At 62.8% G+C, this 19,635-nt stretch carries 16 protein-coding genes; 6 read left to right on the plus strand and 10 right to left on the minus strand.

Annotation, left to right across the window (positions count from 1 at the left end):
- The first annotated feature begins 114 nt into the window (after positions 1–114).
- Entirely contained in the window at positions 115–477 is a 363-nt protein-coding gene (locus LVY71_RS17275; protein WP_235101078.1) for a hypothetical protein, read from the plus strand.
- A 141-nt stretch (positions 478–618) separates the two neighbouring features.
- On the opposite strand, the gene LVY71_RS17280 is transcribed toward LVY71_RS17275, so the two are convergent.
- The 4 genes from LVY71_RS17280 to LVY71_RS17295 all read right to left on the minus strand — a co-directional run bounded on the left by LVY71_RS17280 (position 619) and on the right by LVY71_RS17295 (position 5,087).
- Positions 619–2,130, minus strand: coding sequence for a tripartite tricarboxylate transporter permease (locus tag LVY71_RS17280; protein WP_235101079.1), 1,512 nt, complete (start codon positions 2,128–2,130; stop codon positions 619–621).
- A gap of 21 nt (positions 2,131–2,151) precedes the next feature.
- Positions 2,152–2,694: a tripartite tricarboxylate transporter TctB family protein gene (locus LVY71_RS17285; protein ID WP_235101080.1), complete on the minus strand. Its 543-nt coding sequence runs from the start codon at positions 2,692–2,694 to the stop codon at positions 2,152–2,154.
- An 86-nt stretch (positions 2,695–2,780) separates the two neighbouring features.
- Complete coding sequence (locus LVY71_RS17290) at positions 2,781–3,764, minus strand: Bug family tripartite tricarboxylate transporter substrate binding protein (protein ID WP_235101081.1); 984 nt, start codon at positions 3,762–3,764, stop codon at positions 2,781–2,783.
- A gap of 114 nt (positions 3,765–3,878) precedes the next feature.
- On the minus strand, positions 3,879–5,087 hold the full coding sequence (locus LVY71_RS17295) for a pyridoxal-phosphate-dependent aminotransferase family protein (protein ID WP_235101082.1): 1,209 nt from the start codon (positions 5,085–5,087) through the stop codon (positions 3,879–3,881).
- A gap of 204 nt (positions 5,088–5,291) precedes the next feature.
- Here LVY71_RS17295 and LVY71_RS17300 point away from each other — a divergent pair, with 204 nt between their 5' ends.
- The 5 genes from LVY71_RS17300 (at position 5,292) to LVY71_RS17320 (ending at position 11,591) form a co-directional block, all read left to right on the plus strand.
- Positions 5,292–6,035: a GntR family transcriptional regulator gene (locus LVY71_RS17300; RefSeq protein WP_235101083.1), complete on the plus strand. Its 744-nt coding sequence runs from the start codon at positions 5,292–5,294 to the stop codon at positions 6,033–6,035.
- A 44-nt stretch (positions 6,036–6,079) separates the two neighbouring features.
- Positions 6,080–9,064: an FAD-binding and (Fe-S)-binding domain-containing protein gene (locus tag LVY71_RS17305; RefSeq protein ID WP_235101084.1), complete on the plus strand. Its 2,985-nt coding sequence runs from the start codon at positions 6,080–6,082 to the stop codon at positions 9,062–9,064.
- A gap of 24 nt (positions 9,065–9,088) precedes the next feature.
- Positions 9,089–9,520, plus strand: a complete 432-nt coding sequence (locus LVY71_RS17310; protein WP_235101085.1) for a GlcG/HbpS family heme-binding protein — start codon at positions 9,089–9,091, stop codon at positions 9,518–9,520.
- A 17-nt stretch (positions 9,521–9,537) separates the two neighbouring features.
- A complete protein-coding gene (locus LVY71_RS17315; protein WP_235101086.1) occupies positions 9,538–10,722 on the plus strand; it encodes a CaiB/BaiF CoA transferase family protein in 1,185 nt (394 codons plus the stop codon).
- A 77-nt stretch (positions 10,723–10,799) separates the two neighbouring features.
- On the plus strand, positions 10,800–11,591 hold the full coding sequence (locus LVY71_RS17320) for an enoyl-CoA hydratase (protein WP_235101087.1): 792 nt from the start codon (positions 10,800–10,802) through the stop codon (positions 11,589–11,591).
- 150 nt (positions 11,592–11,741) lie between these two features.
- Here LVY71_RS17320 and LVY71_RS17325 read toward each other — a convergent pair whose 3' ends face one another.
- From LVY71_RS17325 to LVY71_RS17350, 6 genes are read right to left on the minus strand one after another with little or no spacing between them, the layout of a single operon-like run.
- Entirely contained in the window at positions 11,742–12,620 is an 879-nt protein-coding gene (locus tag LVY71_RS17325) for a beta-keto acid cleavage family enzyme (protein WP_235101088.1), read from the minus strand.
- A 4-nt stretch (positions 12,621–12,624) separates the two neighbouring features.
- The gene (locus LVY71_RS17330; protein WP_235101089.1) at positions 12,625–13,401 is read right to left on the minus strand and encodes an enoyl-CoA hydratase/isomerase family protein; all 777 of its coding nucleotides are present in this window, start codon (positions 13,399–13,401) and stop codon (positions 12,625–12,627) included.
- Between the two features lie 11 nt (positions 13,402–13,412).
- Entirely contained in the window at positions 13,413–15,383 is a 1,971-nt protein-coding gene (locus tag LVY71_RS17335) for an acetyl/propionyl/methylcrotonyl-CoA carboxylase subunit alpha (protein ID WP_502797603.1), read from the minus strand.
- Positions 15,384–15,388: 5 nt separating this feature from the next.
- Complete coding sequence (locus tag LVY71_RS17340) at positions 15,389–17,005, minus strand: acyl-CoA carboxylase subunit beta (RefSeq protein ID WP_235101090.1); 1,617 nt, start codon at positions 17,003–17,005, stop codon at positions 15,389–15,391.
- Between the two features lie 15 nt (positions 17,006–17,020).
- On the minus strand, positions 17,021–18,625 hold the full coding sequence (locus LVY71_RS17345; protein WP_235101091.1) for an AMP-binding protein: 1,605 nt from the start codon (positions 18,623–18,625) through the stop codon (positions 17,021–17,023).
- A gap of 49 nt (positions 18,626–18,674) precedes the next feature.
- The gene (locus LVY71_RS17350; RefSeq protein WP_235101092.1) at positions 18,675–19,538 is read right to left on the minus strand and encodes a beta-keto acid cleavage family enzyme; all 864 of its coding nucleotides are present in this window, start codon (positions 19,536–19,538) and stop codon (positions 18,675–18,677) included.
- Positions 19,539–19,635: the final 97 nt, after the last annotated feature.

Here is a 19,635-nt window from a genome sequence, read left to right on the forward strand (position 1 = left end):
CCGTTATAGTAGCGGCGAAACGCTCTCGCTCAATGGCTGCAAATCAATTTCCGGAGTCCGGGCGCATGCCGCGCCTGCCATCAGGATTTTATTCGAACCGTCAGGATTCCGACCATGAAGACGATCGTTATATCCGCCATCGCCGCCATCTTTGTCGGCGCCACCGGCACAGCCCTCGCCGCTGAGCCCGGCGACAAGGTCAAGATCTCCATCGAGAAGTGGCGCAAGCCCGGTACCAACAATATCGGCACCGCCGACATCACCGTCACCAATGACAATGATTTCGCGGTAAAGGACATCCGCGTGAAGTGCGATTACATGTCCAAGACCGGCGGCCGCAAGATCGAGACCGACCAGCGGCTGGCTCTTACGGTCAAGGCGAAGACCTCCAAGCTGTTCAAGAAGACCAAGTTTCCGTTCATCGACCAGGAGGCCGCCGAAGGATCGTGCAAGGTCAGCGGCGCGACGCAGAGTTAGCAACACGCTTCTTGCTGTCATCCTTCGAGGCTCGCCGGAGACGGCTCGCACCTCGGGATGACGTTCTTGGCGTCGCCGTCACTCTGAGGTGCCGTAGCGAAGCGAAGGCCTCGAAGAGCGGCGGCGCCACGCTAACAATTCTTACGCCCTTGCCGGGCTCGGCTTCCGTCCGAACATTTCAAACACCCTGTCGATCAGCGGCCAGAACAGCAGCACGATAGCGAGCGTGGTGATCGAGCCGACCAGGCCGTTCGACCAGAACACTTTCACCGTACCCCCCGAGCCGATCATCGCGAGGCGGAACGCATCCTCGGCGCGACTTCCGAGCACCAGCGCCAGCGTGAACGGCGCCAGCGGAATGCCGATCTTCTTGAAGACATAGCCGACCACGCCGAACACCAGCATCAGCCAGATGTCGAACATCGCGTTCTGGATGGCATAGGCGCCGATGGCGCAGGACACCACGATCATCGGCGCGATCGCCGCAAACGGCACCCGCAGGATCGACGCGAAGATCGGCACGGTGGTGAGGACCAGCACGAGGCCGACGACGTTGCCGAGATACATCGACGCGATCAGGCCCCAGACGAAATCCTTGTGCTCGACGAACAGCAGCGGCCCGGGATTGAGTCCCCATACCATCAGGCCGCCGAGCAGGATCGCGGCGGTACCGGAGCCGGGAATGCCCAGCGCCAGCATCGGCAGCAGCGCCGCGGTGCCAGAGGCATGCGCGGCGGTCTCCGGTGCGAACACGCCTTCGATGCGGCCCTTGCCGAACGATTCCTTGTCCTTGGAAAAACGCTTGGCAAGGTTGTAGCCCATGAACGACGCAGCAATCGCGCCGCCGGGCGTAATGCCGAGCCAGCAGCCGATCACCGACGAGCGAACCAGCGTCGCCCAGTATTTCGGCAGATCCTTCCAGACGTTCCAGACCGTGCGCAGGCTGATGCGCGCCGCATGACCGCGCAGCGCCAGCCGCTCTTCCATGGTCAGCAGGATTTCGCTGATGCCGAACAGGCCGATCACCGCGACGAGGAAATTGACGCCGCGCATCAGGTCGGACGACTCGAATGTCATGCGCAACTGGCCCGAGACGGTGTCGAGGCCGACGCCCGCCAGCAGCAGCCCGAGCGCCATCGAGATGACGGTCTTGTGCTTGGCCTCGCGGCCAAGGCCGACGAACGAACAGAACGTCAGCAGGTAAACCGAGAAGAATTCCGGCGGCCCGAATTTCAGCGCGAAACCTGCGATGCTCGGCGCGAGAAACGTGATCAGCATCACGGCGACCAGCGAACCGATGAAGGATGAGGTGAATGCGGCGGTCAGCGCCTCTGCGGCCTTGCCCTGCTGCGCCATCGGATAGCCGTCGAAGGTGGTGGCGACCGACCATGCCTCGCCGGGAATGTTGAACAGGATCGAGGTGATCGCGCCGCCGAACAGCGCGCCCCAGTAGATGCAGGACAGCATGACGATGGCCGAGGTCGGGTCCATCGTGAAGGTCAGCGGCAGCAGGATCGCAACGCCATTGGGGCCGCCGAGCCCCGGCAGCACGCCGACGAAGATGCCGAGCACCAGCCCGACCATCATCAGCGCCATGATCTTCCAGGTGAAAAGAACCGCGAAGCCGTGAAACAACAGACCGAGTGCTTCCATGATCGTATCCCCGGTCCCGGCCTAGCGTCCGAAGACCGCTTCAAGCGGTCCCTTCGGCATGATGACGTCGAAGGCGACATCGAACGTCACGAACATGATCGCAACGAAAATGAATGCGGTGAGCAGCGATTTCCACCACGCGATCTTGCCGATGATCGACATGAAGCCCGCGATCAGCAGGAAGCTCGCAACATAAAGCCCGAGCCACTGCATCGCGAGGCAAAACAGCAGCGTGGGCACGAACACCTGCAAGACGCGGCGCAACTGCGCGCGGGTGACGAAGGTTTCCAGTCCTTCGCTGCGCTTGATCGCGACGCTGGCAAGCCCATAGAGCGCCGCGCCGCCGAGGATCACCGACAGATAGAACGGGAAATAGCCGGCCTGCGGCCCCGTGGAATCCCACGACGCGCCGGTGCGCCAGTTGTCCCAGCCGAGTACCACCGCGAGCACGAACAGCAGCGCCATGACCGCCATCTCGACGGTGCGGTTATTGGTGATGGCAGGCGAGTTCTCATCCGGCGCAGTCGGATCCTCGACGACGATTTCGATATCTGAATTGGCCATCTCGGAATCCGCCGGCGAAATTACAGGAAGGAAGTAAAATCTGACGCCATCTCTTGGACGATGGCGCCAGATTCCCCAGGACGAGGTTAGTTTGCGACGAAGCCTGCTTCGGTCATGAGCGATTTGTTCAGGGCATCGTCCTCTTCAAGGAACTTGAGCATATCTTTTCCGGTCATGAAGACCGGTTTCAGAGCCTGCTTCTCCATGTAGTCCTTGTATTCCGGCGTCTCGGTAATCTTCTTGGACAGGTCGACGTAGAAAGCGACCTGATCCGGCGTTGCCTTGCCGGGCAGGAACAGGGCGCGCAGCATCAGGTACTGCATGTCGAGGCCCTCTTCCTTGCAGGTCGGGATGTCGTTCCACGACTGCGTCTCGGTGACCTTGGTCTTGTATGCAATGCGTTCCTTGTCGAACAGGCACAGCGCGCGAACCTGTCCGGCGCGCCACACTTCGAGATTCTCCGACGGGTTGTTGACGTTGGATTCGATGTGGTTGCCGACGAGCTGCGTCGCCGCCTCGCCGCCCGACTTGTAGGGCAGGTAGGAAAACTTCGCGCCGGTCTTCTTTTCCATGAAGACGGTGAGAACATGGTCCTCGCGCTTGGAGCCGGTGCCGCCCATTTTGTACGGCGAACCGGACGCCTTGGCTGCCGCGATAAAGTCCTTCACGGTCTTCGGACCCGCAGCGTTGTCCCACAGCACGAACTGGTCCATCGCGATCACCGAGACCGGCGAGAGATCGCGCCAGTTGAACGGGATCTTCGCCGACAGCGGCAGCATGTAGATCAGCGAATAGGCGATCAGCAGCTTGTTGGGATCGCCGTCGCTGGCCTTCATGTACATCAGCGCTTCCGCGCCGGACGCACCGCCCTTCAGCGAAACGATGACGGGCTGCTTCATCAGATTGTTCTTCTGGATCGCAGCCTGCATCATGCGCGCCATCTGGTCCGACGCACCGCCGGCGCCGGCGGCGACGACGATTTCAACCGGCTTGGCCGGCTCCCAGGCGAGCGCCGGCGCGCTGGTTGCCATCAGTGCAAGCACACTCGTGGCCTTGATGAGAGTCTTCATGCGGTCTTCTCCCTGTGTCTCTTTTAAATCCGGTCTGGCCGGACCTTGTTGAGTGCTCCGCTATGCTGCGGATTTTGAAGTCGGTATCAATGGCCGGCGATCACCGCCGCGGCGCTACGCCACTGCGGACTTCGGCTTCGATAACGCGCCGCCATTGGTCAGAACATCCATCGCGGCCATGACGCCGCCCTTCTTGTGCGGGACCTTGGCGAGACCGAGCGCCATTTCGACACCGGCCAGCGTGCCCATCAGCATCAGATCGTTGAAATGGCCGAGGTGGCCGATGCGGAACACCTTGCCCTTGATCTTGCTCAGACCCGACCCCAGCGACATGTCGAAATTGTCGAGCGTGACCTTGCGGAACTGGTCGGCATCGTGCCCTTCCGGCATCACTACCGCCGTCAGGATCGGCGAATATTCGCGCGGATCGAGGCAGAGATTTTCAAGACCCCAAACCTCTACCGCGGCGCGGGTCGCGGCCGAATAGCGCTTGTGACGGGCGAACACATTATCGAGCCCCTCCTCCAGCAGCATCGCCACCGCTTCCTTGAGGCCGTACAGCAGATTGGTCGCGGGCGTGTAGGACCACGAGCCGCTCTTGTTGGCGGCAAGAATGTCGTGCCAGTCCCAATAGGAGCGAACCGATGTGCTGGTCTTGGTCGCGGCCAGCGCCTTGTCTGAAATCGCGTTGAAGCCGAGGCCCGGCGGCAGCATCAGGCCCTTCTGCGAGCAGCAGACCGTCACGTCCACGCCCCAGCCATCGTGATCGTATTCGATCGAACCGAGGCCGGAGATGGAATCGACCATCAGCAGCGCGGGGTGCTTGGCGCGATCTATCGCCTTGCGGACCTCGTGGATCCGGCTGGTGACGCCGGTCGAGGTCTCGTTGTGCACGACCATCACGGCCTTGATGAGATGCTGCTTGTCCTTGACGAGCCGCGCCTCGACCTCTTCCGGGCTGACGCCGTGACGCCAGTCGCCCGGCACGAACTCGACCTCAATCTTCATCTTCTCGGCAAGCGCGCGCCACAGCGTCGCGAAATGTCCCGTCTCGACCATCAGCACCTTGTCGCCGGGCGACAGCGTGTTGACGATGGCGGCTTCCCACGCGCCGGTGCCCGACGACGGATAGATGATGACCGGATTTTTGGTCTTGAAGATCTTCTTGCTGCCCTCGATCACCTCAAGGCCAAGCTGGGCGAACTCAGGCCCGCGATGATCGATGGTCGGCATGTCCATCGCCCGCAGCACGCGGTCCGGGACATTGGTCGGCCCTGGAATCTGCAGGAAGTGCCGGCCAGTATGGACTGAGGCATTGGACATCGCGGCACTCCCCGAACTATTTTTGCATGCAATATTTGTGCATTGCGAGATTTTGTTGGCAGCGATTGTATTCAGAATTTCCTTTTGCACAAGGTGAAAATCCGATACCCCTAGCGTTATTGAAAAGAACACGCTGAGCATCGTTGGATTAATTCGGTTTTCAGCGCAGCCGCACCATCCGGCACGGTCGGGAGGCCTGAGATTTTGAATAATCTTCTGCGAGCCAAGTCGCTGGAAATCGTCGAGGCCGCACCGGCCTCGCTGCACAGCGATCTTCTCAGTCAGGTGCGCGACTTCATTGTCGAGGGGCACCTCGAACCCGGCAGCCGCATTCCCGAGCGCGATTTGTGCGAACGCTTCGACGTGTCGCGCACGCCGCTGCGCGAGGCGCTCAAGGTTCTGGCCTCCGAAGGCCTGATCGAACTCTTGCCGAACCGCGGCGCGCGGGTGCGGCAATTCTCGGAAGCCGACATCCGCAACCTGTTCGAACTGCTGGCCGGGCTCGATTTCGTCGCCGGCAAGGCTGCCTGCGAGAAAATCTCCGATGCGGACATCGCCGCCATCGAACAGATGCACCTGGAGATGTACACGCACTATCTGCGGCAGGAAGTGGCGGACTATTTCCGCCTCAACCAGAAGATTCATCAGGCCATCGTCGATGCCGCAGCCAATCCGTTCCTGTCGTCGAGCTACGCCACCGCCAACGCCATCGTGAAGCGGCTGCGCTATTCGGCCAACCTTGTGCGCCGCGACCGCCTCAGCGACGCCATGCGCGAGCACGAGGCCATCGTCGATGCGCTGCGCCGCCGCGACGGCGACCAGATGAGCCGGCTGATGTTCGACCACATGCGCAAGAAATGCGATGCGGTCTGCGAATATCTGCGCGAGCACCAGTCGACAGGGTGCCCGGCGGCGGAGGTTTCAGCGCTGCGCGACAGCGCGACCTGAGAACGCGTTCGCCCCTCGCAACGTTCACTCTTTCAAGGTTCGATATGGCTCAGCAGAAAGCCGCACCCGGAAAGACCACGGCGCAGGACAGCGCGCTGGCCACGCGTCTGTCGCGCGAAGTCAGCGGCGACGTGCTGTTCGATTCCTTCAGCACCGGCCGCTACGCTACCGATGCGTCGTTCTACCAGCTCAAGCCGCTCGGCGTGGTCGTGCCCCGCACCATCGACGACGCCTTGCGCGCGATGGCGATTGCCCGTGACGATGGGCGCATCGTCACCCCGCGCGGCGGCGGCACCTCGCAATGCGGACAAACCATCAACAACGGCATCGTGGTCGATGTCTCGAAGCACCTGAACAAGATCATTTCGCTGGATGTCGAGAAGCGCACCTGCGTGGTGGAGCCGGGCATCGTGCTCGACGATCTCAACCGGCAACTGAAGAAGCATGGCCTTTGGTTTCCGGTCGATGTCTCCACCGCGTCGCGCGCCACCATCGGCGGCATGGCGGGCAACAACTCCTGCGGCGGGCGCTCGTTGCGCTACGGCACCATGCGCGACAACACCATTTCGATGGATGCGGCGCTGGCCGATGGCACGCTGTTGCATTTCGGTGAGGTGCCGCGCGACATGGCGTGGCAGAACACCGAACGGCCGGGCCGCGACCTGTTCCGCGATATGCTGGCGCTCGGCGAGCGCGAAGCGAACGAGATCGCCGCGCGCTTTCCGCATGTGCAGCGCCGGGTCGGCGGCTACAATCTCGATGCGCTGACGCCGCAGCCGGTCAACAACATGGCGCACCTGCTGGTGGGATCGGAAGGCACCCTCGCCTTCACCACCCGCGTCGAACTCAAGCTGTGGCCGCTGATCGGCGCGAAGGTGTTCGGCGTCTGCCATTTCGGCAGCTTCTACGAGGCGATGGACGCCGCGCAGCATCTGGTGACGCTGAAGCCCATCGCCGTGGAGCTGGTCGACAGCACCATGGTCGCGCTCGGCCGCGATATCGCGATGTTCCGGCCGACCATCGAGGCCGTGGTCAAGGGCGAGCCGGAAGCGCTGCTCATCGTCGAATTCGCCGAAGCGGATCAGGCCGCCAATCTCGCCAAGCTGAAACAGCTCGGTGATCTGATGGGCGATCTCAGTTTCGGCTGGGACCAGCCGCAGCGCAAATGGGGCGGTGTGGTCGATGTGATCGAGCCCGCGATGCAGGCGGCGATCACGGATTTCCGCACCTCCGGCCTCAACGTCATGATGTCGATGAAGCAGGAAGGCAAGCCGGTCTCCTTCGTCGAAGATTGCGCGGTGCCGCTGCCGCATCTCGCCGACTACACCGCACGCCTGAACAAGATTTTCGAGAAGCACGGCACTCGCGGAACCATGTATGCCCACGCCTCCGAAGGCTGCCTGCATGTGCGGCCGGTGCTGAACCTCAAGCTCGACAAGGACGTCAAGGCGATGCGCGCCATCGCCGAGGAAGCCTTCGCCATGGTGCGCGAGTATAAAGGCTCGCACTCCGGCGAACATGGCGACGGCATCGTCCGCTCCGAATTCCACGAGCAGATGTTCGGACCGAAGATCGTCCACGCCTTCGAGGAGGTGAAGGAGCGCTTCGATCCGGACAGCACGCTCAATCCCGGCAAGATCGTCCATGCACCGAAGATGGACGACCGCTCGCTGTTCCGCTACGCGCCCGGCTACAAGATCGAGAACATCACAACCGTGATGGACTGGTCGGCCTATCCCGGCGCCGCCGGCGGTTTCCAGGGCGCGGTGGAGATGTGCAACAACAATGGCGCGTGCCGGAAGCTTGAAGGCGGCGTGATGTGCCCGTCCTACCGCGCCACGCGCAACGAGAAGGACGTCACGCGCGGGCGCGCCAACACGCTGCGCCTCGCCATCTCCGGGCAGCTCGGCCCCGACGCGCTGTCGTCGGACGCCATGATGGAGACGATGAAACTCTGCGTCTCCTGCAAGGCGTGCCGCCATGAATGCCCCACCGGCGTCGACATGGCGAAAATGAAAATCGAGGTGTTGGCCGCGCGCGTTGCCAAGCATGGTCTCACGCTGCGCGACCGGCTGGTGGGCTATCTGCCGCACTATGCGAGCCTTGCTTCGCGCTTCGTGTGGCTCGCCAATCTGCGCAACCGCAGCAGCATTCTCCGTGCGCTGTTCGAGAAGGTCGCGGGCATCAGCGCGAAGCGCGACCTGCCGGAATTCCGCAGCGATGTCTTCGCGCCCGCGGGCGTAGCCTACGGCCCCGAGACCGGCCGCGAAGTGGTGCTGTTCGCCGACACCTTCAACCGCGCCTATGAGCGCGAGAATCTCGATGCGGCGCTGCGCGTCCTTGTGGACGGCGGTTACCGCGTGCACCTGCCTCGCGCGCGCGACGGTGGACGCCCGCTGTGCTGCGGCCGCACATTTCTCTCGGCGGGACTGGTGGACAACGCGAAGGCTGAACTCAAGCGCGTGGTCGAAACACTGATCCCGTTCGCCGAACGCGGCGTGCCCATTGTCGGACTTGAACCGAGTTGTCTGCTCACGCTGCGCGACGAACTGCTGTCGCTGCGCTCCGATGACGAAGCCAGGACGATCAGCGCCCATGCCCTGCTGTTCGAGGAATTCCTGGTGCGCGAGGCCGAAGCCGGCCAGCTCAAACTGCCACTCGGCCCGATCGACAAGAGCGCGCATGTGCACGGCCATTGCCACCAGAAATCGTTCGGGGCCTTCGCGCCGGTCGAGAAAATTCTCCGTTTGGTGCCCGGCCTCAAGGTCGAGAAAATCGAGTCAAGCTGCTGCGGCATGGCGGGCGCATTCGGCTATGGCGCGGACACTTATGATGTGTCGATCGAGATGGCGGAAGCATCCCTGCTCCCCGCTGTGCGCAAGGCTGCCGATGACGCGCTGATCGTGGCCGACGGTACCTCCTGCCGCCATCAAATCAAGGATGGTTCGGGCCGCGGCGCATTGCACGTCGCCCGCGTCCTTGCCATAAGTCTGGACAACGGCGCGGCGAGAGCCCCTGCACTTTCCTGACCTATCCCCAAAAGGACCGATTTGATGACCGACCTGACCCTCGACGTTGCCCGCAAGATTTCCGACGCCGCTTTGGCCAAGTGCCGTGAACTGAAGCTGAAGCCGATGTCCATCGTCGTCCTCGATGCACGCGGCGCGCTCAAGACGGTGGTGGCGGAAGACGGCACAAGCCTGATGCGCAGCGAAGTCGCTCACGGCAAAGCCTACGGCGCGCTGGCGCTGGGGATGGGATCGCGCGCGATCTTCAAGCGGGCCAACGAACAGCCCTACTTCATCGATGCCATCAGCACCATGACGCGCGGCGCGATGATCCCGGTCCCGGGTGGCGTCCTCATCAATGACAAGAACGGCACACTGCTCGGTGCCATCGGCATCAGCGGCGACACTTCCGACAACGACGAGACCGCAGCACTTGCCGGCATCGCCGCCGCCGGCCTGGTCGGGAACGCCGGATAATCCGCGCGGAGAATACGATGACGTTTCCGCGCGCTTCGGCCGCCCTCTCCCGTTTCACGGTGCTGGATCTGACCCGGATTCGCTCCGGGCCGACCTGCGTGCGGCAACTGGCTGACTGGGGCGCCAACGTCATCAAGATCGACGCGCCGACCGACCTCGCCGACAGCGAGCAGCCGGGCGGTCCGCGCGAAGGTCCGGACTTCCAGAACCTTCACCGCAACAAACGCGCGATGGCGCTGAACCTGAAAGACCCGAAGGGGCTTGAGGTGTTCAAGCGTCTCGCAGCCAAGGCCGACGTGATCGTCGAGAACTTCCGTCCGGACGTGAAGGACAAGCTCGGCATCGATTACGCCAGCATCCGCGCGATCAATCCGCGCATCGTCTATGCCAGTATTTCCGGCTTCGGCCAGGATGGGCCCTATGCCAAGCGCCCCGGCTTCGACCAGATCGCGCAGGGCATGGGTGGACTGATGTCGATCACCGGCCAGCCCGGTCAGGGCCCGATGCGTGCCGGGATTCCCGTTGCCGATCTGACAGCGGGCTTGTTCTGTGCGCTCGGCATTCTCACCGCGCTGCTGGAGCGCGATGTCTCCGGCGAAGGCCAGTGGGTGCAGACCTCGCTGCTGCAGGCGCAGATCTTCATGCTCGATTTTCAGGCCGCGCGCTGGCTGATGGACGGCGACGTGCCGCTGCAGGCCGGCAACAATCACCCGACCAGCATTCCGACCGGTGTGTTCAAGACGAAAGACAACCACATCAACATCGCCACCACCGGCGGGCGCATCTGGGAGCGTTTCGCACAGGCGATCGATGCACCGGAACTGCTGACACATCCCGATTACGCGACGATCGCGCTGCGCTCCGCGAACCGCAACGCGCTCAATGCGGAAATCGAACGGCACATGATGAAACGACCGACCGCCGAATGGGTGACCATTCTCAACGAGGCCGGCGTGCCCTGCGGCCCGATCTACGCCATCAACGAAGTGTTCGACGATCCGCAGGTCAAGCATCTCGGCATCGCGCAACAATTGCCCGACGGCGGCAACCGTCTCGTCGGCCAGCCGGTGACGCTGTCGCGCACACCCAGCCGCTTCGCCGCCCGCCCACCGCTGGTTGGCGAGCAGACGCGCGATGTGCTTGCGGAATTCGGATTCACGGACCAGGAGATTGCCTCGCTTCAGCAGAGCAAGGTCGTCTGACATTTAACCGACGCGTATTCTGATCGCAAAACCGGTGCCCACTTTTGCGGAATATGCGCTATTAAAGGAACACGCGTATGGCTTCGACCGACAAGGTGATTGCACGCAAGGACGGCAACGTCGGCTATGTGATCTTCAACAATCCAGAGCGGCGCAATGCGATGTCGCTGGACATGTGGGAAGCCTGCACCGCCGCGATGGCGGACTACGCCAAAGATCCGGCCATCCGCGTCGTGGTGCTGACCGGCGCGGGCGACAAGGCCTTCGTCGCGGGCGCGGACATCTCGAAATTCGGCGACGAGCGCTCGTCGGAAGAAGCCGTGAAGAAGTACAACGAAGCGGTCGAGGCCGCCTATGCCAGCGTGCATGAATTCCCCAAGCCCACCATCGCGCAGATTCGCGGCTTCTGTGTCGGCGGCGGCATGGGACTTGCGAGTTGCTGCGACCTGCGCATCTGCTCGGAAGACGCGAAGTTTGCCGTTCCCGCCGCCAAGCTCGGCCTCGGCTACGGTTATCCCGGCGTGAAGCGGCTGATGGACATTGTCGGACCGTCGTTCACCAAGGAGATTTTCTTCACGGCACGGATTTTCGAGGCGATGGAAGCGGTCGAAATGGGGCTGGTGAACCGCATCGTCGAGAACCACGAACTCGAGTTCTATGTGAAGAACTATGCGGCCACCATCGCGGGCAACGCGCCGCTCACTGTGGATTCCATCAAGTTCATCGTCGGCGAAGCCTGCAAGGACGAACTCAAGCGCGACTTGAAGCGCTGCGAGGAACTTGTCGATGCGTGCTTCAAGAGCGCGGACTATGAAGAGGGCCGCTCAGCCTTCATGGAAAAGCGCAAGCCGGTGTTCAAGGGACGCTGAGAAGTAGAGATTATCGGTTACCGTCAGCCTGAGGTGCCGAAGCGAAGCGGAAGGCTCGAAGGATCATGATTGCCATCCCGCCGCATTCTTGGAGGCTCGCCGCAAGCGCGGCCCGCACCTCATGACGACGCCCCTACAGAAAGAATTTTGCTAGGCACGCCCCCGCGCCGCGTCCATTGCGCGCAGCGCGGCCCTGACCTCGGCTGTGGTGGCAGGTTCGCCGCCCGCCCCCTGAACACGCTGCACAGCGTCCTTCACCAGCGCCTCGTTGGTCTGGGGGCATCCCCATAACGCATCCTCAAGACCTACACGCACATGTCCGCCACGGGCGACCGTGTGCGGAATCAATGGCGTGATGTCGACGCCGAGACCCGCGATCATCCATGGCGCGCCAAGCGCGGCTTCCGCGAGCAGTTCCAGATGCGTGTCGAGATATTTGTCTCGCGGCGGAAAGCCCCAGGCGAACTCATCCGAGAACATGAAGCGATAGATCGGCATCGGTGACGGCGGCACGATGGCCGCCAGCGCCGCGCCAAGCCGTGTGAAGCCGGGCTCGTAGATCGCATAACTCGGATGAACGTTATAAGCGCGCGCGATCCGCATGCCCTCCAGAATATCGGCGTGCGGATTCTGATAAACCCCGCCGTGACCAAGATCATCGAAACGCGAGATATGAACGGAGCCGGGATCGATAACCGCCCATTCGATCAATCCGCGCTTTGCCAACTCCAAAGTGTGGCCGAAGCGGTTGGAGGTCTGCTCCTGCCCCAACGCGGGGCTCGGAATGGTGGGATAGACGATGACGTCGGCTTTCGCGCGAATGCCTTCGATGATGCGCGCGTAAATTTCCCAGTCGTCCTTCTGACGGCCGGTCGCGACGTCGTAGGCGTGGGCATGGATGACAGCGGCGCCCGCCTCGGCGCAGGCAATACCGTCCGCGACGATCTCCTCGACGGCAATCGGAATGCCGCGCTGCCGTTCGCGCGTCCATGGCCCGTTCAGCGCCGCCTCGATCCAGACCTTGCTCATCGCGCTACTTTCCGGTCCAGACCGGCTTGCGTTTCTCGGCAAAGGCCGCGAGCCCCTCCTTGGCGTCCTGCGTCATCGCCAGCACCGCGATCTGCGACTCGGTATAGGCAATGCCCTGATCGAACGACATCGAGGCCAACGCGCGCATGGCATATTTGCCGCGCCGGATCGCGGTCGGCGATTTGTCGGTGATCCGTGACGCCAGCCAATCCACCTTGGCGTCGAGGTCCGCGCGCGGCGCGACGTGATTCAGCAGGCCAGCGTCCTTGGCTTCCGCCGCGCTGAACGGTTCGCCGGTGAAACACCATTCGCGTACCAGGCGCGGCGGCGCGATAGCTTGCAGCAGGCTCAGCACCTGCATCGGAAACACGCCGACCTTCACTTCCGGCAGGCCGAAGATCACATCATCCGCTGCCACCGCCATGTCGGTCATGCACAGCAAGCCGATGCCGCCCGCCATGCAGACGCCGTTGACGCGAGCAATGCTCGGCTTGGTCGCGTTCTGCGCCGTGCGCAGCATGTCGGCATAGGCGAGATTCGGCTGCGACAGGTCGAACGCAAAGCCCGCCCCCGGCTGCAGGTCCGCGCCGGCGCAGAAGGCCTTGTCGCCCGTCCCGGTCAGCACGATCACGCGGACATCATTATCCTCGTGGGCGCGGCGATAACCGTCCACAATCCCGGCGATCACCGAGGCGTTCAACGCATTGCGCTTGTCGGGGCGGTTGATGGTGATCCAGAGCGCGTGCCCGCGCTTCTCCTGCAGAACCGTGGCGTCAGACATCTTCGACTCCCTCAAGCTGCGTCTTTCGACGCCTCGATTTCAGCAACGATGAATCCCGTCGTCACCTGATCGCCCTCGGCGGCGTTCAGCGTCGCGAGCCGACCCGAGACAGGCGCGGCATGCACATGCTGCATCTTCATGGCTTCCAACACAATGATCGGTGCACCGGCGGCGACCGTATCGCCCGCTTTGGCCAGCACCGATACCACGCGGCCGTTCATGGATGCGCGCAGTTTGCCGTCCGATCCCGCATCGCCCGCTTTCAGGACGGCAGCATGGGAGAGGTCGCGCACATGCGAGGTGACGCCACCGAACTTGAAGAACAGGTTCGTTCCATCGCGAACGACATCGGCCGATGCGAGAACACCGTCATGCATGAAATGAACCGCGCCGTCCGCGATCGATCTTAACGTCAGCGCGTGGGTGCGATCCTCAATCCCAATCCGGAACACATCGCCGCGCTCGCGCCGCACCGCCGGCTCGATGATGTGACCGTCGAGATCGAGCCGCAGCGGAATGGCATAGCCATGTGCCAGTGATCCGCCTTCCCGGACGTGTGCCGCGCCGATCGCTGAAACATGAATCAGCAGCGCCGCCACCGCCGCGTGCAGACCGTCGGCTTTCGCTGCAAGCAGATCGGAGGAATATGTATCGATGAAGGCCGTGGTCGCTTGCCCCGCCGCGAACACGGGATGATCGAGGCAACGCGCCAGAAACGACTGGTTGGTGGTGACGCCGAGCGCCGTCATCTGCGCGAGGCCCGTTGCCAGTCTGCGCCGCGCGGCACCCCGTGTAGTCCCATAGCTGATGATCTTGGCGATCATCGAATCGTAGAACGGAGGAATCTCGCTGCCGGATTCCAGTGCGTCCTCGACGCGCAGGCTCTGCGGCCTGTCCCAGCGCAGCATGCGGCCCGACTGGGGCATGAAACCATGCGCGGCGTCTTCGGCACAAAGCCGCACCTCGATAGCATGGCCTGAGAACGTCACATCCTCCTGCGTCAGCGGCAACATCTCTCCGGCAGCCATACGCAGTTGCAATTCGACCAGATCGAGGCCGGTGACGGCTTCAGTTACGGGATGCTCGACTTGCAGCCGCGTGTTCATTTCCATGAAGTAGTAGTTGCCCGCAGCATCGAGCAGGAATTCCAGCGTGCCAGCGCCCTCATAGTTGATGGCCTTGACGGCGGCGACCGCCGTCGCACCCATTCGCGTGCGCAGTTCGGGCGACACCGCAGGCGATGGCGCCTCCTCGATCAGCTTCTGGTGCCGCCGCTGCACCGAGCAATCGCGCTCACCGAGATGGATCGCATTGCCGTAACGGTCGCCGAACACCTGAATTTCGATATGGCGGGGCTGAACGATGGCGCATTCAAGAATGACATTCGGATCGCCGAACGCATTCTGCGCTTCCGACCGCGCGGCACGCAGCGCATCCGGAAACGCCGCGTCATCCGGCACAAGCCGCATGCCGCGTCCGCCGCCGCCCGCAACGGCTTTTATCATCACCGGAAAGCCGATGCGCTTTGCGGCGGTCAGCATCGCCGTGTCGCTCTGATCCTCACCCTGATAGCCGGGCACGCAGGGCACACCCGCCTTCTGCATGATGTCCTTGGCGCCAGCCTTATTGCCCATGGCGCGGATGGCTTCGGGCGACGGGCCGATGAACACGAGCCCCGCCGCGCGGCAGGTCTTCGCAAATTCCGCATTCTCCGCGAGAAACCCGTAGCCCGGATGCACGGCATCCGCACCGCTCGCCTTCGCGGCATCAATGATGGCGTCGATCCGCAAGTAGGATTGCACCGGCTGCGACTCGCCGATCCACACCGCCTGATCCGCCTCGCGGACATGACGCGCGTTAGCATCGGCGGTCGAATATACCGCCACCGTCTCATAGCCGAGGCATTTCGCCGTGCGCATCACGCGCAGTGCGATCTCGCCGCGATTGGCGATCAGGATCTTGCGGAACGGCGTCAACGTCATCTCGCTCATGGCCGTGCCACCGAGAACTGTACCTTTTGCGGATTGCGCTGCTCTGCCTCGCGGCAAATCGCCAGCACATTCATGAGGACAGCACGGGTGTCGCGCGGATCGATCACGCCGTCGTCGAGTAGCCGACCGCTGGTCGCGAACACGTCCATCTGCTTGTCGAACACGTCGATGATCTGCGACTTCATGGCGTTCAGCTTGTCCGGCTCCAGCGGCTTGCCGCGCCGCGCGGCGGCAGCCTCGGCAACGATGGCCATGGTCTCGGCGGCCTGCTCGCCGCCCATCACAGCGGTTTTCGCATTGGGCCAGGAGAAGCAGAAACGCGGATGAAAGCCACGCCCGCACATGCCGTAATTGCCGGCGCCGAACGACGCTCCGCAATAGATGGTGATCTGCGGCACGGTGGCGTTTGTCACCGCCTGGATCATCTTGGAGCCGTGCTTGATCATGCCGGCTTCCTCATAGGCCTTTCCGACCATGTAGCCTGTCGTGTTGTTAAGATAGAGGATCGGGGTGCGCGACTGGCAGCACGCCTGGATGAAGTGCGTCGCCTTGTTCGCGCCGCTCGGGTCCAGCGGACCGTTGTTGGTGATGATGCCGATGGCGTGGCCGCCGATCCGGCCGTGGCCGCAGACGGTCGCGGGGCCATAGTTCGCACCGAACTCGAGGAAATCCGATCCGTCGAGAATGCGCGCGATCACCTGCTTCATGTCGACAGGCCGCTTGTGGTCCATCGGCATGATGCCGAGCAGTTCCTCGGAGTCGTACAACGGATCGCGGACCGTCGTGTCGTCAGCCTGTGCGCGATCCCAGTTCAAATCCGCCACGATCTGCCGGGCGATGCCGAGCGCCTCGCGGTCGTCTTCGGCGAGATAGTCGCCGAGACCGGAAATGCTGGTGTGCATCTCCGCGCCGCCAAGCTCTTCCTCGGTCGCAATCTCACCCGTCGCGGCTTTCAGCAGCGGCGGCCCGGCGAGAAACGCACGCGTGCGTCCGCGCACCATGACGATGTAGTCGGACAGGCCGGTCTGATACGCACCGCCCGCTGTGGACGAGCCGTGCGTTACCGTGATCACCGGCAGTCCCGCCGCAGACAGCAGAGCAAGATTACGAAATGTGGTGCCGCCGCGGATGAAGTCCTCGACGCGGTAGCGCATCAGGTGTGCGCCCGCGCTTTCCACAAGCTGCACCGACGGCAGCTTGTTCTCCAGCGCGATCTCCTGCGAACGCAGCCGCTTGTCGAGACCCATCGGCTGTAACGATCCTGCCTCGATGCCGGAATCGCTCGCCGTCACCATACAGCGCACGCCAGAAACAAACCCGATGCCTGCAATGGTGCCGCCGCCCGGGATGCTCTTCTCCGGGTCCGGCGTATCCAAACAATATCCCGCCAGCGCCGACAGTTCGAGAAACGGCGCGCCGGGATCGAGCAGCAGCGCGATGCGCTCGCGCGGCAGCAATTGCCCGCGCTCATGGAACCGTTTCTTCGACAGTTCCGAGGCCGCGCTGGTGCGTCCCACCACGGTGTTAACCCGCTCGATCTGCGCCAGCATTCCCGCGCGATTGGCCTGATAGGTTTCGCTCGCGCGGGAAATCGAATTCTCAATCACCGTCATGGATCAACTTTACTCTCACGCCGCCGATGTCGCATTGAAATGATCGACGAACTTCTGGCGCAGCTCGACCTTGCGCAGCTTGCCGGTGGCAGTCATCGGCATCTCGTCGAGAATTTGCACGAGCTTCGGCACCTGGAATCCGCCGAGCGACTTGCGGCAATGGGCGATGATATCGGCCTCGCCTGCCTGCACGCCAGGCTTCAGCTTGACGAAAGCGGACACCGCCTCGCCCCATTCCGGATGCGGCAAGCCGACTACAGCGGCATTCAGCACCGCCGGATGCGCCAGCAGCGTTTCCTCGATCTTGACCGAGGCGACGTTTTCGCCGCCGGACTTGATCATGTCTTTCTTGCGGTCGATGAACAGCACTTCGCCATGCTCATCGATCAGCGCGAGATCGCCGGTGTGATGCCAGCCGAATTTGCGCGCGGCAGCGGTCGCTTCCGGGTCCTTATAATAGCCCAGCATGACGTTTGGCCCGCGATGAACCAGTTCGCCGATCTGTCCCGGCGGCAGCAGGTTGCCCGCGTCATCCATGATCGCGGTCTCGTTGACGATCATCGATTCGCCCCAGTAGTTGCCGAAGCGCGCCAACTGCCGGTCGGGCTGCGACATGGTCGTCGCCGGATACATTTCCGTTTGCCCGCTCGGCTGCACGAAGGTCGGACACAGTTCGGCGATGCACCGCTCCAGCAGCGGCCGCGGCATCGGCGCCATGGTGTAGACGCAGGTGCGCAGGGTCGAGAGATCGAACTCCTTGCGGCGCGGATGATCGAGGATCGCCTGATACATCGCTGGCAAGCCGATGAACACCGTCAGTTTGTCGCGCTGGATCGCCTCCATGCAGGCCACCGGATCGAAGCCCCGCATCAGCGCGAGCTTGCCGCCCACCGAAAGATAGGTCAGCAGCAGAACGTGAGCAGCGCAATGGAACAGCGGAAACTGTCCAGTGATCCCGTCATTGCGGTCGAGATGCATTTCGATGGCGTTGCTCATCGCCGCCATCACCACCGCCAGATGACCGTGCATCGCGCCTTTCGGACGCGATGTGGTGCCGGAGGTGTAAATGATCATCGCGAGGTCGCGGTCGTCGAACTCCACGTCGGGCTCGATATCGGAATGTCCCACGATCAGATGGTTGAAACTGTCGAGCCCCTGCTCCTTCGCCTTGCCGGCCAAGTCGATCGCAATGAGATCTACGCCGCGCTTCTCCAAGGCCGCGCGCCGGTCCGGTTGCGCATGGAGGTTATCGTCGATCAGCGCGAAGCGGACCTCGGCATGGCCGAGGATGTAATCCATGTCGCCGGGTCCGAGCATGGTGTTGATCGGAACCCAGACCAGGCCCGCGCGGTGAATGCCGAACAGCGCTTTGACGAATTCAACCGAGTTGTTGCAGATGGTCGAAATTTTGTCGCCGGGCTTGAGGCCCCGCGCCAGCAGATAGTTGGCAAAGCGATTGGCGTCGCGTTCGATCTCGGTAAAGGTCACCTGCTGCGCACCGTCGGTCAGCGCGATACGGTCCGGAAATCGCTTCGCCGCGCGACGCAGGATGTCGCCGACAGCCACGCGCCCGATTCGTCCGGGGCCGGGCACGCCGCCCGTTGCAGTCAGATCACTCATAATTTCCTCCCTGTTCCAGCCACGGCTCTGTCGTCCGTTTTGACCGTCGTTACTGCATCAGCTTGAGAATTTTTCGCGCCTCGGCGGGCGAGGCGATTTCACGCCCGGCCTTGCGTGCGCAGGCAACGATGCCTTCGATGAGCTGGCCGTTCGAGGTCACCTTGGTGCCGTCGCCGAGATAGAACGTGTCCTCAAGGCCGGTGCGCAGGTGCCCGCCGAGTTCGGCGCAGCGCTGATGCAGCGGCCAGATTTCCTCTCGGCCGATGGCGGTGACGCTCCAGTTGGCGTCCTTCAATTTGAGTTTGAGCAGGATCGGCAGCAATTCCGGATCGGCCGGCATGCCGGACGCGACGCCCATGACGAAATTGTATTCGATGGGGCCATCGTACATGCCAACATCGCGATACATCGCCACGCTGCGCACGATGCCCACGTCAAAACATTCGAACTCGGGCAGCGACTTCGCCACCTTCATCACGTCGATATATTTCTGGATCTTGTCGGGTGGATTGTCGAACACATGGGGTGGCCAGGCCCAGGTGCCGTCGGCCTTCGCCTTCAGGTAGTTGAGCGAGCCAGCGTTGCAGGCTGCCATTTCCGGCTTCGTCTCGCGCACGCAATCGAGCGCGCCCTGATAGTTCGGACCGACCACCCCGGTGGTGTGGTTGATGATGACGCCCGGGCACGCCTCGCGGATCGCCTGCTGGACCTCCTTCGACAGATTCACGTCCCAGGATGGCATATGGCCCTGATCCGGCTCCTGCCGGCGCAGATGCATGTGCATTACCGATGCGCCTGCGTTGAAGGCGGCCTTCGCCTCTCGCGCCATTTCTTCCGGCGTGACCGGCACGTGATGCTGTTTGGGATTGGTCAGGACGCCGTTGAGCGCACAGGTGACGACGGCTTTATCCATGGAGCCCCTCGGTTCGATCAGGAATTGGCCGTGAGGGTATGGGGCCGCGGCCGGCGTCGTCTTGTGGAAACTAGCTGGGCCCGCCAAAATCTGCCGT

Source organism: Bradyrhizobium sp. G127 (assembly GCF_021502575.1).
Classification (GTDB): Bacteria; Pseudomonadota; Alphaproteobacteria; order Rhizobiales; family Xanthobacteraceae; genus Afipia.

Coding starts and splice junctions, on each gene's coding strand:
- LVY71_RS17310 (WP_235101085.1), top strand. CDS start 9,089: ATGACCGACCTGACCCTCGACGTTGCCCGCAAGATTTCCGACGCCGCT.
- LVY71_RS17305 (WP_235101084.1), top strand. CDS start 6,080: ATGGCTCAGCAGAAAGCCGCACCCGGAAAGACCACGGCGCAGGACAGC.
- LVY71_RS17340 (WP_235101090.1), bottom strand. CDS start 17,005: ATGACGGTGATTGAGAATTCGATTTCCCGCGCGAGCGAAACCTATCAG.
- LVY71_RS17325 (WP_235101088.1), bottom strand. CDS start 12,620: ATGAGCAAGGTCTGGATCGAGGCGGCGCTGAACGGGCCATGGACGCGC.
- LVY71_RS17320 (WP_235101087.1), top strand. CDS start 10,800: ATGGCTTCGACCGACAAGGTGATTGCACGCAAGGACGGCAACGTCGGC.
- LVY71_RS17345 (WP_235101091.1), bottom strand. CDS start 18,625: ATGAGTGATCTGACTGCAACGGGCGGCGTGCCCGGCCCCGGACGAATC.
- LVY71_RS17315 (WP_235101086.1), top strand. CDS start 9,538: ATGACGTTTCCGCGCGCTTCGGCCGCCCTCTCCCGTTTCACGGTGCTG.
- LVY71_RS17275 (WP_235101078.1), top strand. CDS start 115: ATGAAGACGATCGTTATATCCGCCATCGCCGCCATCTTTGTCGGCGCC.
- LVY71_RS17295 (WP_235101082.1), bottom strand. CDS start 5,087: ATGTCCAATGCCTCAGTCCATACTGGCCGGCACTTCCTGCAGATTCCA.
- LVY71_RS17335 (WP_502797603.1), bottom strand. CDS start 15,383: ATGACGTTGACGCCGTTCCGCAAGATCCTGATCGCCAATCGCGGCGAG.
- LVY71_RS17330 (WP_235101089.1), bottom strand. CDS start 13,401: ATGTCTGACGCCACGGTTCTGCAGGAGAAGCGCGGGCACGCGCTCTGG.
- LVY71_RS17280 (WP_235101079.1), bottom strand. CDS start 2,130: ATGGAAGCACTCGGTCTGTTGTTTCACGGCTTCGCGGTTCTTTTCACC.
- LVY71_RS17290 (WP_235101081.1), bottom strand. CDS start 3,764: ATGAAGACTCTCATCAAGGCCACGAGTGTGCTTGCACTGATGGCAACC.
- LVY71_RS17285 (WP_235101080.1), bottom strand. CDS start 2,694: ATGGCCAATTCAGATATCGAAATCGTCGTCGAGGATCCGACTGCGCCG.
- LVY71_RS17350 (WP_235101092.1), bottom strand. CDS start 19,538: ATGGATAAAGCCGTCGTCACCTGTGCGCTCAACGGCGTCCTGACCAAT.